Genomic DNA, 16,332 nt, shown 5'->3' on the forward strand with positions numbered 1-16,332 from the left:
GTATGACGGGGCCTTGATGAAGTTGCACGTCAGGCACATCACCGACTACCGGTACACGGAGCCGCTGCGCTATGCGCTGCAGACGCTGTGGCTCACGCCGCAGTCCAGCCCGGCGCAGACGGTGCATTTCTGGAGCCTGGGCGCGCCCGAAAAACTTTTTACCCAGCGCGACGCCTTTGGCAACACCATCAGCTCTTACACCTTTGTGGGCAAGGATGCCGACAACGTGCGCTGGAGCCTGGTTAACGCGGCCGGCGATGTGGAAACCTTTGGCGTGGCGGAGTTCAACGACCCGGAAACCCTGCCGCATCCGTACTTCTTCCTGCGCGCCACACACCTGGCCGAACCGCACTGGGAGCTTGCCGAATTTGGCCGCCGCTTTATCCCGCAAAGCCTTGACGGCACTGCAAGCTTGCCGGCCCTGCTGGCATTGAGCCAGGGCGTGCCAGGCGCTGTGAGCTACCTGAAAAACAGCACCAGCGTGACGACCACGGCGCTGGAAGCCTTCAAGTCCGGGGCAGGCGTCTGCCAGGACCAGGCCCACGTCATGGTCGCCATCTGCCGCAGCCTGGGCTACCCGGCGCGCTATGTCAGCGGCTACTTCTACGCCGCCAACGAGCCCGACCTCGCCAGCCACGCATGGTGTGACGTGTGCCTCGACGTGGCCACCCGACGCTGGGTCAGCATTGACGTCACCCACAGCTGCTTGATCGACCAGCGCCACGTGCGCCTGGCCATGGGGACGGACTACAACGCCTGCCCACCCATCAAGGGTGTGCGGCAGGGCGGTGGGGAAGAGTCGATGACGGTGGAGATCACCATCGAGCCGGTTGTGGGAAACTAACAGCTTTCTGATTCCTCCAACCGCTCAGGGCGGCGAGACCACTTTCCCGCCTCGCGATGAGCGTAAAACCATGACGACAGACAAAACGGTTTGCCCGGTCTGCAGTGCCGATTGCACACTGCTTGATCCCGTCGACTTCAACAAGTCATGCAACTCGGCCCCCTTGGGTGTTTCCGGCGTGCCTGTAGCCTATGCGGTCTGCCAGAGCTGTGCTTTTTGTTTCGCGCCGGAGATTTGCGCGTGGAGTCTGCAAGAATTTGAGGAAAAAATCTACAACGACCAGTACGTTGTTGTCGATCCCCATTACGTACAAGCCCGGGCAGAAGCAAACGCAGCCCTCCTGCGTGAAAGATTTGGCGATCTGGCCCCCAACCTGAGGCACCTCGACTATGGTGGCGGCAATGGCGGCCTGGCCAGGTTGATGCGGGAAGCCCATTGGCAATCCACGTCATATGACCCTTTTGTGGACAGAAACCTCAGCGTTGAGACACTGGGTAAGTTCGACCTGATCACCGCATATGAGGTGTTTGAACATGTTCCGGACGTTTGGGCATTGATGTCTGACCTCAAGAAGCTAATGTCACCGGATGGCTTGATCATGTTCTCGACGCTGTTGTCTGACGGCCATATCAAGACCGGCGAGCAGCTGACCTGGTGGTACGCCTCGCCGCGCAATGGGCATATCAGCCTTTTCTCATCACAGAGCCTGGCGCTTCTTGCGCAGAACCATGGGGTTGGCTTTGGCAGTTTCTCGGAAGGTGTCCATGCCTTCTGTAACCATATACCGCCTTGGGCCGCCCGGGCTTTCGGCCAACCTTGATGGTGCGTGGCGTGGTGCAGTAATGCTCCTTTTTTGATAGCTGGTTGCGCTCGTCCCTATTGGCCTGGAATCCCATTTCATGGATAAAAATGGCCCCGAAATTGCCCGAATGCCTTCAGGCTGCTTGTGAGCGCCCGAAACAACTTCCAGGTGCTCCAAAAGCCTCTTTAAGTTTTTTTCAAGCATCAAAAGTGAACTCAGCCCAGTAGAGACAGGCGCAAGCAGCTATTGAATTGATAGCGATTCAGATGGGGCGCGCGTCCAGCAGGCTGACAGGAATTGGCCAGCGCGATCGAATCTCATGGTGGTCAAAGTCGAGTGGCTGCTGGGTGCCTTATCTGGTCGTGACAGTAGATTGCAAACGCCAGCTTATGCCGCAGATGTGGCTGCATACATTTCGTTAAGCATTGAAGACCGCCCGGCCATAAGTGCGGCGTAGACTGCTCATCCGCGCACCTCGCGTAGTCATTGAAGGAGGCTCCCATGGCTGAGTTGGTTGCCGGGGYGAAGATGCCCATTCGACGCCCCGCAGCGGAGGTTTTCAGCGCGTTTGTCCAACCTGATCTCATCACAAAGTTCTGGCTGAAAAGTACCGCCGGTCCGCTCGCTCAAGGTGCTCAAGTTGAGTGGCAATTTATGGTTCCCGGCGCCACTGAGCGTGTGCGCGTCACTGCATTCGATGCGCCGCGCCGCATTGCGTTCTCCTGGCTGGAAGGCGGGCTGGACGTCGATATGAATTTTCTCGCCGAACAGAAAGATTTCACCGTTTTCAGTGTTGAAGTCCGGGGCTTTCAGGGCGAGGGCGCCATGGAGCAGGTGGTTAACGCCACCGAAGGGTTCAGCATTGTCTTGTGCGACCTGAAGGTTTTTCTTGAAACGGGGCGCCCGGCAAATCTGGTGAAAGACAAGGCTGAGTTGATACACCGAACCCGCGACACCTGAACTCCCATCGGGAATTGCCTGGAAGCGTGTGCTTCGGCGCGAGATGCGGTACGCTTTCGCGATGACCGATATCAAGCCCGCAACCTTCCCCGATGACCTTGAGCATGTCGTCTCCATCCTTCGGGAGTACGTCGCCAGCCCCAGCGTGAGCCTGGCCTTCCAGAATTACGAAGCGGAATTCGCTGCGTTACCCGGAAAGTACGCCGCGCCCGAAGGCCGCCTGCTTCTCGCATGGAAGGGTGCAACTGTCGTTGGCTGTGCCGCGCTTCGCCGCGTTGACGGAACCACCTGCGAAATGAAGCGCGTCTACGTGCGGCCGGATGCGAGAGGCGAAAGCCTTGGCCGCCGGCTCATCGAGCGCATCCTCGATGAAGCGCGGGCCGCGGGCTACTCCCGCATCTGCCTCGATGTCTTGCCTGAGTTTTCTGCCGCACAGCATGTCTATGAAACGCTAGGATTTCTGCCGGCGGCGCCCGTCACCTTCAATCCTGTTCCTGGGACCAAATACCTGGCGCTCGAACTCATGCAGTCACGGCTTGCAGATGCGGCCTGATCTTTCTATCAAGCGGGCATTCCATCAGCGGCTTGACCCGCAAGGCTCTTCAAGTCATCATCCGCCTCGCAGGCCGTCCGCTCAAACGCCTGATTGCGAGGCTTTCTCGTAGCATTTCCAGTGAGGTGTTTTAAAAAAATAGAAGCGTGCAGGAGTGTAGGTATGAGAATGCATTTGAAAAAACTGTTCCTCTTTTCCGCCGCTGCCGCGTTGCTTTGGTGTTCCCAGGCGAAGGCACAAACCGATTCCGCGGAAGTTCCCAGGCACCTGGCTGTTGCCCGTGAGCTGGTTGAAAACATCAAGCCAGAAGACAATCAATACACGCTCAGGGAACGGTCTATCAGCTTCCCCGGAGATATTTTCTCGAACAAGTATGCGATGAGGGCTGATTGCTCCGGCTTCCTGCTGGCTGTTTTTGAGCGTGCCAAATACTCGACGCAATCGAAGATGTCGTTTCTGGAGTGGACGCCCAACAGGAAAAAACACACCGCGGAAGATTTCGTCCTCTCCATCGAAAAAGAGGGCGGTTTTACACGCATCACAAAAGTCGAGGATCTGAGGCCTGGAGACGTCCTGGCACACGCCATGCTGAATGTGGAAGACAAAAAGAAAACAGGCTCGACAGGCCATGTATTTTTAATCAACGGCCAGCCGAAACAAATTACTCCCAGAAAACCAGTCGTTGAAGACACCAGGCAGTTCGAAGTTTCCATCATCGACTCGAACGAAGCCTATACCGGTGACGACGACAGCCGATTGGCCGATCCGTTGAATAAAGTCAAAGGGCTGGGCAAAGGAACCATCCGTCTTTATGCAGATTCCAGTGGCGAGCTTGTAGGGTGGGCAACCACATTCAAAACTTCGACCCGGTTCTTTTCCTACAATCCGAGGTTTCCGTCTGAGACCAAGGCCCGGAAAGCTGCCATGGGAAGACCGGTTGCAGGGATCTGAATTCCTGGAAGAGAGGTCAAGAAGTGTCAGGCGACAAAATTTACTGGTTCCCTGCAAAGCGCTACGGTTGGGGCTGGGGCCTTCCGACCACATGGCAAGGCTGGGCTGTCATGGCGGTCTTTGCCTTTCTGATTCTGGCTGGCGCCGTGTTCCTGCTTCCAGGTCACGGTCAAGCTCTATTCGTCATGTATTCGGCGCTTGTGTGCGCTGTGCTCGTAGCCGTCTGCTGGCTAAAAGGCGAGCCCCCGAGCTGGCGCTGGGGTGGCAAGTGAAGCCGCCGCTTACCCCCTTCTTCAACTGGATGTGCCTTGGGCCCACCGCTCAAGCCCAACATTAAGTACCGATGCGTCCCACTCTTGCTGTTGCCGTGCTCGCTGTCGCCGCAAGCGGTGGCGCATTCGCCACCGGCTCCTTGTCGTTCGAAAGCGCCGGCTATGTTCTGGACTTTGAAGTAGGGCAACAGGAGCGCCCAGTTCTGGCTGGTGTGTCACTTGCCGCACCTGGGGCGGGCTCGAGTTCGATGCTTCGGCCGCCGCATCTGGTAGTCGTGGCATTTGACGTAAAGGCAAAGATCCTGCTCGTTCGCTACAAGAATCCCGGGGACAGCAAGCTGCCGCCGGATTTTGAGCTTTCAGTCCGTGGCAGCGAAGGCATCTTGAAGATGCCGAATCGCTCAGTTACCGGCAGGTTCAACTGGGAAATGTGAGCTGAGAATGCCGCTGGCCGCATAACGCCAATGTTGAGTGCCGCAACGCGCATATGCTCCACCTTTACGATCGCGAAACTTCTGGCAATGCCTGCAAGGTCCGCCTGCTGCTGGTCTTCCTGGGCATTCCGTATGATCGAACCCTCGTTCTCTTAACGGTCGATCATTTCAGCCGCCCTCGGTGACCTGTCTGTATTGAATATTGGACCCCATCATGAACAAACTGCTTGTCTTCCAGCTCACGGTTCAAAGCTCCTATGTCGGCAACGTTGAGCGTGATGCTGAAGGTGATCACTTCGACACGGTTCAGTGGTGGTTCTCGGAAAACGAGACCTGGCGCATCAAAACGTTTGCAATAGACCAGGACATCCACACGCATCGTATTGCGGGCCCGGTCGCTGAAGAAGTTGCAATGGAGAACACCATGAAACACTACGAAGACGTGGTCGAGAGAGCGTTTGCCGTCGAGTTCGGCGATCTGGGTGACGAGAGCGAGGTATCGGAAGTCATGGAAGATTTAGGGGGAGCACCCGCGCTGGAGATTGCAAGAAACGGGAGCCAGTTTGCCTTCTGGAATCCGTCACGCCTCAAGTACACCTCCAGGAGTCAACCGGTCTGAGGCTCAACCACTCATGTCAAACACCTGCCCACAAGAACGAAATTCATGAAATTCGAATTTGGAGCGCCGAAGGCGCTGGACGATATCTCGCTGCAGGACGCCAAGAACCATCCCATTTGGTTGTGGGCCTGGGAGGCCGGAATGGAGGGCGAGGTGGAAGATGAGACGTGGCAGTGCCCGGTCTTGAACACCTCGGATGTCACGGATGCAATGACGGAGCCGGTCATTACGGTGCGCATCGAGGGGAGCGATGTGATTGGCTCGGCCAGCTACAACGCGGAGCTTGATCAACTGGAAGCAATTTCCATCTGGGAGAACGGTGCCTGGGCAGGAATCCAGGAGACCACGCTAGCGACACCGATTACATTGATTGCTGTCCCCAGCATTCGCGGCGTCACGGGTGTCAGGTTTGTCTGCAGTGAACCCGACGAAGATCGAGCTTCACGTGAGGGCTGACTGCGGTGGGTAATTGGGGTTGGAGCGGCGCATGACGCAATTTGCCAGTTCGGTCGGCACGGATGTTCGGCCAGCCTGCTTTGCATGCTTGTTGGCTGCCGATTGATTTCAACGTCAGGCTGAAAATGCGTTACCCAGAATCAAACCCCCCATGGACCGGCCGTGTACGAGACCCATCCCGATCGCCCGGGGGAACTCGCCAGGCTGTGGCAGGAGGCGATGCAACAGCGTGGCTCCGGTGATGCAAACCAGGCACTGATCGAGCCTGCAAATTGCGGCAGGCTGAACTTCCCCTTTCCGCCAACACATCAACATCAGACCTTACTTCATGACGACAACTGCCCTCCTTATCATCGACGTTCAGACGGCTCTTTGCTCCGGTGAGGGCGGGGCCTTTGAAAGCCGGCGCGTCATTGACAGCATCAACCAGGTGTCTGCCAAGGCCCGCGCCGCGGGTGCTCCCGTTATCCTGATCCAGCACGAGGCGCCGAATGATCCGCTGGAGTATGGAACTGAGGGCTGGAAACTCGCGGATGGCCTGGACACCCAGCCAACCGATATCCGCCTGCGGAAGAAGGCGACGGATTCGTTCCACAACACGGAGCTGCAGACCCTGCTGCAGGAGCGTGGCGTCAAGAAATTGATCATCTGCGGCATGCAAAGCGACTTTTGCGTAGACACAACGACCCGGCGCGCCCTGGCTCTCGGCTATCCGGTCACGCTGGTTTCGGATGGCCACTCCACCGTGGACAACGGAATCCTCACTGCGGCACAGATTTCGGCCCACCATACGGCGACCCTGGCAAATATTGAGAGCTTTGGGCCGAGGGTCACTCCGCAGCTTGCGGGCGAGATCAAGGTTATGGTCTGAGCCAGCTTTGATTTCTATGCACACACCCTGGATGCCCATCGCCTTCGCCGAAGCCGGCGTGCGCACGTTTCCCATGGGCCAGAGTAACCCCCGGGTGACCGAGTACCACGCCCACACCAACATCCGCGGTTATGACGACAAGGCGTCGTGGTGTTCTTCATTTGTCAATTGGGCTCTGGCCCAGGTCGGCATCCCTGGGACGGGGTCGGCATTGGCGCGTTCATGGCTGGACTGGGGCGAGCCGCTCAGCGCGCCTGTGCCCGGCTGCATCGCCGTGCTGTCGCGGGAAGATCCCGGCGGCTGGAAGGGCCACGTCGGCTTCGTTCTCCGGGTGGATGCGGAGTATGTGTATTTGTGGGGCGGCAACCAGCTTGACGAGGTGCGCGAGCATTTTTATCCGTTGGCGGCGGTGTTGAGCTATCGCTGGCCTTCGCAGAATACAGGCTGATGCCGGACCCGCAGGAACACGCTATGCCACAAGTTCTGCTCGAGGGGTATACGGTCGATGAGGTGCTGGACCTGCCGACCGATGAACTTCAGGCCATGGTGCTTCGCGATGAGCCGCTCGTGTTCAAGGCCGGCAGCGCCAACATGCTTGGGAAATTCAAGGTGCAGGGCGATACGCTGTTGATGGAGCTGGCGCATATTGATGGCGGAGGCGAGGGTGCTTTGCCCAGTCTGGCTGCCCTTGCAAGCCGCTTTGCAAAGCGCGAGGGCCTCGCTTTCGTGGAGTGGCGGGTCCATGCGGTTCATTGCGCCACGCCGAATCTCAAGCTGCGCCGGGTCCTCGAAAGAAAGGGTTTCGCTGTTCGTGAAATCTCAGGTGTCGGCGAGTGCTATTGGCTGCGCGTACCGGTCGCCGGAACTTAACCAGGGAGTTGCATTCGGATCCACGCCGGCAACCACCTCTGCCTCACTGTCTGACCCGCGCAGCCACTTCCCGCCCCAGCTCAATCACCGCCATCGCGTAATAGCTGCTCCAGTTGTAGCGGGTGATGGCGTAGAAGTTTTCGGTGCCGGCGACGTATTGGGGCGCGTCCTGGCCGTTAAGCAGCTCCACCAGCGCCAGCGGCCCGGTGTGTTGGAGCGCAGGTCCTTCCAGGACCGCACCCTTGGCCGTGAAGCTCTCGATGCTGAATGTGGGCAGGATGTCCGGCGCCATCAGGGCGTCCATGTCGAGCCGGCTTTTGTCGAAGCTCACGGGGTAATGTGTGGGCATGCCCGGCTGCCAGTTGAAGGCCTTGAAGTAACTTGCGACCGAGCCGATCACGTCGGCCGGGCTGCCAGACAGATCGATGCTGCCATCGCCGTCGAAGTCCACCGCATATTTGACCCGGCTGGAAGGCATGAACTGCGGCATACCCATGGCGCCCGCGAAGCTGCCGCGTGCGTCGAAGGGACTGGCCTCAAGCCGGTGTTGCAGGGTCAGGAATTGCTCGATTTCGCCCTTGAAGAATTCGCTGCGTTCTTTGGCGCGCGGGTGGTTCGCCGGGAAGTCGAAGGCCAGCGTGGTCAGGGCATCCATCACGCGAAAGCTGCCGGTGTCGCGGCCGTAGATGGTTTCCACGCCGATGATGCCGACGATGATTTCGGCGGGTACGCCGTATTCCTTTTCGGCACGCTCCAGTGTCTGCTGGTTTTCCTGCCAGAACCGTTTACCGGCCTCGATGCGCACCGGGTCGATGAAGCGGCTGCGGTAGACGCGCCAGTTTTTGACAAAGGTCTTGGCTGGCGGCTGCATCAGCCGCACCACGGTGGCGTTGTAACGCGACTGGCCGATCGCATCGCGCACCCAGTCGGGGTCCAGGTCGCGGCGTGCGGCCATGTCGTCGGCAAACTGCATGGCTTCGGGGCGGGTGGAATACAGCGGCCCTTGCGCCGGGGCCGATTTGGCGGCCACGCGTTTCTTGATGTTATTTCCCTCGCCAGACCAGGCTGATCCTGCGCAAGCAGCTATCAAAAAGAGAGCAAATCCGAAACGTTGAAGGCGCATGAAGGGGGTGATCGAATGACGAGGGGTGAGCGGAGAGGGCTGGACCGATTTTAAGCGGGCCAGGCGAGCCGGTCGAACTCCTGCCGGAGCGCATGAAGCTGCAGCGCCGCTTTACCGCCGCTTGCCGGTACGGCGGCGTAGCGCAGGTGCTCCAGGCGCATCAACCAGTCATGCAGTGCCTGGCCTTGCTTGCCGTAGCGGCCCAGCACCTCCAGCGCCAGCTGGCGGGGCGAGGTGGCGGGCGTGCTGTGAACGCCGGCCTTTTCCAGCCGCTTGCGTGTGCGGGCCAGCAGGCGCAGCCAGGGGTCGTGCTGCGCACGGTCCCACAGCGTCCAGGCCGCGCCAGCCAGGGCGGCCAGCACCACGATGCCGATCAGCACATAGCTCAAGTCTTCCCAGCTGGGGGACTCAAAGCCGATGTCTTTCAGCAGATTGAGCTGTTTGCCCTGGGTGTAGTTCAGCACCCACTGGTTCCAGCCGTTGTTCACGGCCTCCCAGGTGGCGCGCAGCTGCGCCGTCAGGGTCGGGCTGAAGTTGCCCAGGGCTTGTGCCACCACGCCTTGCGGTGCGGCCAGGCGCTGGAACGCCCCTGTGCGTCCCGGCGCCACTGCTGAGGTCGGGTCTACGCGCACCCAGCCTTCACCTGCCTGCCAGACTTCGGCCCAGGCATGCGCGTCGCTTTGCCGCACCATCCAGTAGCCGTCGACGCTGTTGAGCTCGCCGCCCTGGTAGCCGGTGACGATGCGCGCCGGAATGTCGAGGGCGCGCATCAGGATGACAAAGGCCGAGGCGATGTGTTCGCAAAAACCTTCCTTGCGGTCAAACCAGAATTCGTCGGCGGTGTGTTGCCCGTACACACCGGGCTCCAGCGTGTAAACGTAGCCCCCGGTGCGCAGCCGTTCCAGCGCAACTTGCACCAGCGTGCGGGTATTTGCCGCCGCATAACGCGGGTCGCGGCGAATCTCGGCTGCGAGCGCCAGCGTGCGGGGATTAAAGCCGGCCGGCAGCGCTACAAATTCCTGCAGGCCGATCACCTGCTGGCGCGGCCCATGCTTGAAGATCGGATAGCTCTGGGCCTTGTAGCGCACCAGATCGGTGACAGGCCGGTTGGTGAACCACTGGAGATCGGCCTCCATGGTATTGCGGTATCCGGGTAAGTCGGGGCTCTGCGGGGCCGCCTCCATCACGAAAATCCATGGTTGATTATTGGGGGCAAGAGTCACTTCATAGTTGACAGGCGCACCAGCCACTTCGAGGTTAGCAGGCAGGGCATAACGCGATGGCAGGAACGCGCGCAGCGGCTGCCAGTTGCGCCCATCGAAGTTTGAAAGCACAGGCCCCCTGAAGTACAGCTCTCGCTGGGGTGGTGGCTTGCCGCCCTCAAACCGGATGCGCATGGCCACGCTGTCGTCCAGTGCCAGGGTGGCGATAGTGCCCACCTGCATGCTGGGGCTCAGGCCGCTGCGGCCGGTCATGGCGTCGCTCGGTACTCCCCACAAAGGCGCCAGGCGCGGAAATAGCAAAAACAGCACCAGCATGATGGGCGCGCCCAACAGGGCCATCCATCCAGCTGTTTTGGCGGCTTGCAGCAGCGGCGGTTTGCCCACCGGCATGTGGGCATTGACCAGCACGGTCAGCAGCCCCATCAGCCCCAGCAGCATGCTGAAGGCGGTAAGCAGCGACTGCGAATAAAAGAAATTGCTCAGCATGCAGAAGAAGCCGAGAAAGAACACCACAAAGGCGTCGCGCCGGGCCCGCAGCTCCAGGGTCTTGAGCGTCAGCAACACCACCAGAAGAGTAACACCCGCATCGCGGCCGAGCAGGGTTCGGTGCGTCGTCAGCGTGGCGCCAATGGTCAGGGCCAGCAGGGCCAGCAGCCACCACTTGCCCGGCAGCGGCCGTGCCTGCACGGCCAGCCAGCCGCGCCACACCAGCACGGTACTGGCCAGTGCGCTGCACCACAGCGGCAGGTTGCCCACCTGCGGTAGCAGCACCCAGGCGATGACCAGCAACAGGAACAGGGTGTCGCGGGCGTCGCGGGGAAGGGTTTTGAGGCGGGTCAGCATTGTTGCTCCTGCTGACCGCCTTCGCGCTGTCTCGATTGCCGCGGGCTTTGCTGCGATTGCTGGCCAGGGGTTGCCCGGCTAGCAGTCCTAAGCAAATGGCACCCCAGTCGGACAAACCCAGAAACCATCAACATACCGCCAGCGCCTCCAGGCAAAGCCGTTTATGCGCCTCCCCACTGGCAGGCTTGATCTCCAGCGAAGGCAACCTCAAGCCATAGTCCAGCGCAAGTTTGTCAGCCATCAACACCCAGGCACACAGCCGCGAAAGCTTTTGTTCGATACCCCCGGAGCCCGCATTCATGAAGTCCAGCCAGAGCTCATGCCGCTGGGCTTGCTGTGTGTCGCGCACGACCAGGCCGTTGCCCTGTTCATCGGCCTTCGCTGCTTTTTTCCAGACGATCAGTTTCATGGGGTCGCCGCGGCGGTAACCGCGTACGCCGTCGAATTCACCCGTGCTCTGCGCCCGTGAGGCCGCCGCTGCGCCGCCGGAGCGGGGCTCGCCCGGCGGCAGCGGTGGCGGGTGGGCTTCGGGCTGCGGATAGACCAGTATCTGGGCAGCCGGCCGCCACACCGTCCAGACACGGAAGGTGCCCAGCGGATAACGGGTTTCAGCGGTCAGCGTTGGCAGCCGGTGCAAGCCGCGCCGCGGCGGCGTGAAGGCCACCTGCACCACGCTGCTGCCCTGCGCGGGCACGTCGGTCCACACCCAGTGTTGCTCGGATTTTTTCGCGTCCTTCTTGGCGTCGACATCATGCGGATCCAGCACGCTGAGACCGATGCCGTGACGTGCGGTACGCCTGGCGTTCATGAGTTTTACATCAAATGCGGCGGTAGCGCCCGCATAGTGAGCGGGAGGCGCTACTAAATTCATAGCAAGACCGCGCAGCGTGCCGTGGCAGACGTGCATGCCGACCAGCGCGCTGCCGGCCAGCAGGAACGTCAGCAGGTAGCCCAGGTTGAGCTGGTAGTTGATGGACGCCACCAGCAGCACCAGCAGCGTCACGCCCAGCATCAGGCCCGGGCGCGTGGGCAGGATGTACACGTTGCGCTGGGTCAACGACACGCTGTCGGTGAACGGCAGCTTGCTTTGCCACCACTTCTGGAAGCGTCTGCGAATGAAGGCAAAAGGATTCCATTCGCGGGCCGCCGTGGAACCGGCTTTGCCGGGCCACTGGTGGCGCCCCCCGGGGGGGGAGGCGCCGGAGGCGCTTCGGGGGGCGTCCATCTTCTTCAGGGAAGGGGCACGGCGTCGAGCATGGCGCGCACCTGCTCCACAGGGCCGCGCCCGGCGTCGCTGACGGGAATGAGCCGGTGTGCGGCGGTTTGCGGCAGCACGGCAGCAATGTCGTCCGGCGCTACGTAGTCCCGCTTGCTCAGGAAGGCCTGTGCTTTGGCGGCCCGCATGATGGCAATGCCCGCGCGGGGGCTGAGGCCTTGCAGAAACCAGCGGCCTGAACGGGTCGCCGTGACCAGGTCCTGCAGGTAGTTCAGCAGCGGCTCCGACGCGTGAACCTGCGCCACCATCTGCTGCAGCTCCAGCAGGTCGTGCGGTGCCAGCAGGGCTGGCAGCTTTTCGACCATGTCGCGGCGGTCGGCGCCGCGCAGCAATTCGCGTTCGGCGGCGCGGTCAGGGTAGCCTAGCGAAATCCGCATGTGAAAGCGATCCAGCTGGGACTCGGGCAGGGCGTAGGTGCCGAGCTGGTCGTGCGGATTCTGCGTGGCGATCACAAAAAACGGCAGGGGCAGGGGCCGGGTTTCGCCCTCGACCGTGACCTGCTTTTCCTCCATGGCTTCGAGCAGGGCGCTTTGGGTTTTCGGGCTGGCCCGGTTGATTTCATCGGCCAGCAGGACCTGCGCGAAAACCGGCCCGGGGTGAAACACAAAACTTTCTTTCTGGCGTTCGTAAATCGACACACCCGACAAATCGCTGGGCATCAGGTCGGCAGTGAACTGCACCCGCGAAAACTGCAGCCCGAATGAGCGTGACAGCGCATGGGCCAGCGTGGTTTTTCCGACGCCCGGAACGTCTTCAATCAGCAGGTGGCCGCCGGCCAGCAGGCAGGCCACGCAGTCCTGTACCTGCGCCGGTTTTCCGACGATGACCGTGTTAAGCTGATCAAGAAGTGCCTGGAGTTTTTCTGTGACTTTCATGGTGCCAACCATACCGTAATTTTTTACAAATTATTTCCCCCATGAACGCGACTGGTTATTTCACGCACGCAGATTGCCGCAAGCATGAGATGGGCCCCGGCCACCCGGAATGTCCGGAGCGGCTCGACGCCATTGACGACTGGTTGCTGGCGACCGGCGTCAAGGACGCCCTGGACGCGCGCGAGGCCCCCCTGGCAGCGCTGGGCGACATTGAGTTGGCGCACGACCGCATGATGGTGGCGGCGATCCGCGGCCTGAGCGACAGCCTGGTCGATGACATCAGGGCCGGCGGGCCGGCCTATGCGCAGATTGACCCCGATACCGCGCTCAATGCGCACACCTGGAACGCCGCCTTGCGTGCGACCGGCGCCGTGCTGGCGGCCACCGACGCAGTGATGTCCGGCGAGCTTGAGAACGCGTTTTGCGCGGTGCGCCCGCCGGGCCACCACGCCTGCCACAACCGGTCCATGGGATTTTGCGTTTTCAACAGCATCGCCGTTGCTGCCAAATATGCGCTGGAGCGCCACGGCCTCAAGCGCGTGGCGATTGTCGACTTCGACGTGCACCACGGCAACGGCACCGAGGACATCCTCAGCGGCGACGACCGTGTTCTGATGGTCAGCTTTTTCCAGCACCCGTTTTACCCTTATACCGGCACCGAAAACCACGCTGGCAACATGCTCAATCTGCCCGTGCCGGCCTATACCAAGGGCATGGCGGTGCGTGAGTTGATAGAAGCGGCGTGGATTCCGCGTCTGGAAGAATTCAAGCCCGAGATGATTTTCATCAGCGCCGGTTTTGATGCGCACCGCGACGACGACCTGGGCCAGATGGGACTGGTCGAGCAGGACTACGCCTGGATCACCCAGCGCCTGAAGGACGTCGCCAGGCGCCATTCGCAAGGCCGTATCGTCTCGTCGCTTGAAGGTGGCTACAACCTGAATGCGCTGGCGCGCAGCGTGGAAGCGCATATTCGCGTCCTGGCCGATTTGTAGGGCATTCATGAGTGCCGTATCTGCTGAGCTTTCGGCTCCCGTGCTTCACACGCATGACGCGCGCGGTGTCCACCGCCTGGTGCTGAACCGGGCGGCCGCCTTCAACACGCTCAATGAAGATGTCCTTGGGGCGCTACAGGCTGCGCTGAATGCGATAGCGGTCGACCCTGCAGCACGTGCGGTGGTCATTTCCGCGCAAGGCAAGGCGTTTTGCGCCGGCCATAACCTGAAAGACATGCGCGCCCGGCCCGAGCTGGCTTATTATCAGAAGCTTTTTGCGCAGTGCACGCGCGTGATGCTCAGCATCCAGAGGCTGCCGGTACCGGTGATTGCGCAGGTGCAGGGCCTGGCCACCGCGGCCGGGTGCCAGCTGGTGGCCCAATGTGATCTGGCGGTGGCCTCCAGCAATGCGACTTTTGGCGTGAATGGCATCGATGTGGGCCTCTTTTGCGCCACGCCCAGCGTGCCGCTGGTGCGCAACATGCCCGCCAAGCAGGCCATGGAAATGCTGATGACGGGAGACTTCATCACGGCCGACGAAGCGCGCGTGCGCGGGCTGGTCAACCGTGTCGTGCCGCTGGATTCGCTGGGCGCCGAAGTCGAAAAACTCTTGCAGTCGCTCCTGTCCAAACCGCGCGAAGCACTCGCCATGGGCAAGGAGCTTTTTTACCAGCAACGTGAAACCGGCATCGAGGCCGCCTACCAATTGGCGGGCCAGTCCATGGCCTGCAACATGGCCCATGCCACGGCACAGGAAGGTGTGCAGGCCTTCATCGAAAAAAGGAAACCCCAATGGCCAGCGCCGGCGCCCTGACGACCCGTTCTGCTCCTCCCGTCCGCATTGATGCGCTGGATGACTGGTTTGCGGCACTGGCCCAGCCTACCGCCCTCACGGAGCTGGCCGCGCTGATTTCCTGCGCGTTGCTGGCCTGGCTGGTGGTGCGCATGGCGGGCCGCGCACGTATGGCGGTCGATGGGACTTCCATCCTTTTCGGGCGGCGCGTGATTGACGGCGTGCTGTTTCCGCTGCTGCTGCTTTTCTTTGCCAATGCGGTGCAGGTCCTTTTGGCGAGGACCTTTCCGTTGGCGGTATTCAAGGTAGCCATTCCCGTGCTGCTGTCGCTGGCGGTGATCCGCCTGGGGGTCAAGGTGCTGCAGGTGGCCTTCAAGGACGCACCGCTGGTGCGGGCCCTGGAGCGCACCATCTCCTGGCTGGCCTGGATCGCCATGGTGCTGTGGGTCAGCGGCTTCTTGCCTGTGATACTTGACGAGCTCGACGACATCAAGTGGAAGGTCGGCAACTCGACGTTGTCGGTGCGCACCATGCTTGAAGGCGCGGTGACAGCCGGTGTGGTGCTGCTGATCACCTTGTGGATATCTTCGGCCATCGAGGCGCGCCTGCTGCGTTCGGCCACCGGCAACGAGCTCTCCCTGCGCAAGGCTGTCAGCAATGCGGTGCGTGCCATGCTGATGTTTGTCGGCCTGATGCTGGCGCTGTCGTCGGTGGGCATTGACCTCAGGGCGTTGTCGGTGCTGGGCGGCGCGGTAGGCGTGGGTGTGGGCTTTGGCCTGCAGAAGCTGGCGGCCAACTACGTGAGCGGCTTTGTCATGCTGGCCGAGCGCAGTGTGCGCATCGGTGACAACGTGCGGGTGGACACCTTTGAAGGGCGCATTACCGATATCAATGCGCGCTACACCGTGGTGCGTGCACCGTCCGGGCGCGAATCCATCGTGCCCAACGAGATGTTCATCAGCAGCCGTGTTGAAAACCTCTCGCTCAGCGATACGCAGGTGCTGCAGTCCACCGTGGTGTCGGTGAGCTATGACAGCGACGTCGAGCTGGTGATGGGCCTGCTCAGTGAAGCCGCGCTCAAGCAGGACCGTGTGCTGCGCGACCCTGGCCCCAGCGTCAATCTGACCCACTTTGGCGTCGACGGGCTCGAGTTCACGCTCAACTACTGGATGGTTGATCCCGAAAACGGCCAGCAGAACCTGCGCTCGCGTGTCAACCTCGCCGTCCTGGAGTCGCTGCGTTCGCACGGCATCGAAATTCCGTACCCGCAGCGTGTGGTGCATACCCGCGTGAGCATTTCGGAGAATGCAAAAAGCGCGGAGGGCGAGAAGGGCGCTACCGGTGCCAAGCCTTCCTGAGCAGCCCACAAACGGCCTGCAGCGCGTCTTTTCCCTGTTCCGTCACCTGTCGCCGCATCGGCAGTTGACGCCTGAAAGACACCTGCAGGCCAAGGGTTGGGCAGGATGCTCTAATTCCGTGTGTCCGGCCCTCTATAATGAAAAATAGAACGATCGTTCTTTTTCTGCCTGGTTCCCCTTGATACCCTCTGGCAACCAGTTCCGCAGCCCGCAT

At 60.9% G+C, this 16,332-nt stretch carries 19 protein-coding genes; 15 read left to right on the forward strand and 4 right to left on the reverse strand.

What is annotated here, in order from left to right; translation table 11 throughout:
* Positions 1-16 precede the first annotated feature (16 nt).
* From AC1DZE_RS13310 to AC1DZE_RS13365, 12 genes are all read left to right on the forward strand, one after another.
* Complete coding sequence (locus tag AC1DZE_RS13310; protein WP_477700177.1) at positions 17-844, forward strand: transglutaminase family protein; 828 nt, start codon at positions 17-19, stop codon at positions 842-844.
* A 70-nt stretch (positions 845-914) separates the two neighbouring features.
* On the forward strand, positions 915-1,664 hold the full coding sequence (locus AC1DZE_RS13315) for a class I SAM-dependent methyltransferase (protein WP_477674170.1): 750 nt from the start codon (positions 915-917) through the stop codon (positions 1,662-1,664).
* Positions 1,665-2,147: 483 nt separating this feature from the next.
* A complete protein-coding gene (locus tag AC1DZE_RS13320) occupies positions 2,148-2,606 on the forward strand; it encodes an SRPBCC domain-containing protein (RefSeq protein WP_477700178.1) in 459 nt (152 codons plus the stop codon).
* Between the two features lie 61 nt (positions 2,607-2,667).
* On the forward strand, positions 2,668-3,159 hold the full coding sequence (locus AC1DZE_RS13325) for a GNAT family N-acetyltransferase (RefSeq protein WP_477674169.1): 492 nt from the start codon (positions 2,668-2,670) through the stop codon (positions 3,157-3,159).
* A gap of 162 nt (positions 3,160-3,321) precedes the next feature.
* Positions 3,322-4,110 carry a hypothetical protein gene (locus AC1DZE_RS13330; protein WP_477700179.1) on the forward strand — a complete coding sequence of 263 codons (789 nt, stop codon included), beginning with the start codon at positions 3,322-3,324 and terminating at the stop codon, positions 4,108-4,110.
* Positions 4,111-4,133: 23 nt separating this feature from the next.
* The gene (locus tag AC1DZE_RS13335) at positions 4,134-4,382 is read left to right on the forward strand and encodes a hypothetical protein (RefSeq protein ID WP_477674687.1); all 249 of its coding nucleotides are present in this window, start codon (positions 4,134-4,136) and stop codon (positions 4,380-4,382) included.
* Positions 4,383-4,453: 71 nt separating this feature from the next.
* Positions 4,454-4,816, forward strand: coding sequence for a hypothetical protein (locus tag AC1DZE_RS13340; RefSeq protein WP_477700180.1), 363 nt, complete (start codon positions 4,454-4,456; stop codon positions 4,814-4,816).
* Between the two features lie 214 nt (positions 4,817-5,030).
* Positions 5,031-5,435, forward strand: coding sequence for a hypothetical protein (locus AC1DZE_RS13345; RefSeq protein WP_477700181.1), 405 nt, complete (start codon positions 5,031-5,033; stop codon positions 5,433-5,435).
* Between the two features lie 45 nt (positions 5,436-5,480).
* Positions 5,481-5,891 carry a hypothetical protein gene (locus tag AC1DZE_RS13350; protein ID WP_477671095.1) on the forward strand — a complete coding sequence of 137 codons (411 nt, stop codon included), beginning with the start codon at positions 5,481-5,483 and terminating at the stop codon, positions 5,889-5,891.
* A 328-nt stretch (positions 5,892-6,219) separates the two neighbouring features.
* Positions 6,220-6,762, forward strand: coding sequence for a cysteine hydrolase family protein (locus AC1DZE_RS13355; protein ID WP_477671094.1), 543 nt, complete (start codon positions 6,220-6,222; stop codon positions 6,760-6,762).
* A gap of 16 nt (positions 6,763-6,778) precedes the next feature.
* Positions 6,779-7,210, forward strand: coding sequence for a TIGR02594 family protein (locus AC1DZE_RS13360; protein ID WP_477671093.1), 432 nt, complete (start codon positions 6,779-6,781; stop codon positions 7,208-7,210).
* A gap of 23 nt (positions 7,211-7,233) precedes the next feature.
* Complete coding sequence (locus tag AC1DZE_RS13365; protein ID WP_477671092.1) at positions 7,234-7,632, forward strand: hypothetical protein; 399 nt, start codon at positions 7,234-7,236, stop codon at positions 7,630-7,632.
* Between the two features lie 43 nt (positions 7,633-7,675).
* Here AC1DZE_RS13365 and mltB read toward each other — a convergent pair whose 3' ends face one another.
* The 4 genes from mltB to AC1DZE_RS13385 form a co-directional block, all read right to left on the reverse strand.
* Complete coding sequence (gene mltB, locus AC1DZE_RS13370; RefSeq protein ID WP_477700182.1) at positions 7,676-8,755, reverse strand: lytic murein transglycosylase B; 1,080 nt, start codon at positions 8,753-8,755, stop codon at positions 7,676-7,678.
* A 50-nt stretch (positions 8,756-8,805) separates the two neighbouring features.
* Positions 8,806-10,821, reverse strand: a complete 2,016-nt coding sequence (locus AC1DZE_RS13375; protein ID WP_477700183.1) for a transglutaminase TgpA family protein — start codon at positions 10,819-10,821, stop codon at positions 8,806-8,808.
* Between the two features lie 127 nt (positions 10,822-10,948).
* Complete coding sequence (locus AC1DZE_RS13380) at positions 10,949-12,046, reverse strand: DUF58 domain-containing protein (RefSeq protein WP_477700184.1); 1,098 nt, start codon at positions 12,044-12,046, stop codon at positions 10,949-10,951.
* Positions 12,047-12,051: 5 nt separating this feature from the next.
* Positions 12,052-12,972, reverse strand: coding sequence for an AAA family ATPase (locus tag AC1DZE_RS13385; RefSeq protein WP_477646801.1), 921 nt, complete (start codon positions 12,970-12,972; stop codon positions 12,052-12,054).
* 41 nt (positions 12,973-13,013) lie between these two features.
* On the opposite strand from AC1DZE_RS13385, the gene AC1DZE_RS13390 reads away from it, so the two are divergent.
* The 3 genes from AC1DZE_RS13390 to AC1DZE_RS13400 are packed head-to-tail and all read left to right on the forward strand — an operon-like array spanning position 13,014 to position 16,118.
* Complete coding sequence (locus AC1DZE_RS13390; RefSeq protein ID WP_477671088.1) at positions 13,014-13,967, forward strand: histone deacetylase family protein; 954 nt, start codon at positions 13,014-13,016, stop codon at positions 13,965-13,967.
* A gap of 7 nt (positions 13,968-13,974) precedes the next feature.
* A complete protein-coding gene (locus AC1DZE_RS13395; RefSeq protein WP_477700185.1) occupies positions 13,975-14,781 on the forward strand; it encodes an enoyl-CoA hydratase in 807 nt (268 codons plus the stop codon).
* A complete protein-coding gene (locus tag AC1DZE_RS13400; protein WP_477671086.1) occupies positions 14,760-16,118 on the forward strand; it encodes a mechanosensitive ion channel family protein in 1,359 nt (452 codons plus the stop codon). The genes AC1DZE_RS13395 and AC1DZE_RS13400 overlap by 22 nt, the downstream gene beginning before the upstream one ends.
* Positions 16,119-16,332 lie beyond the last annotated feature (214 nt).

Source organism: Polaromonas sp. P1_F1 (assembly GCF_056405795.1).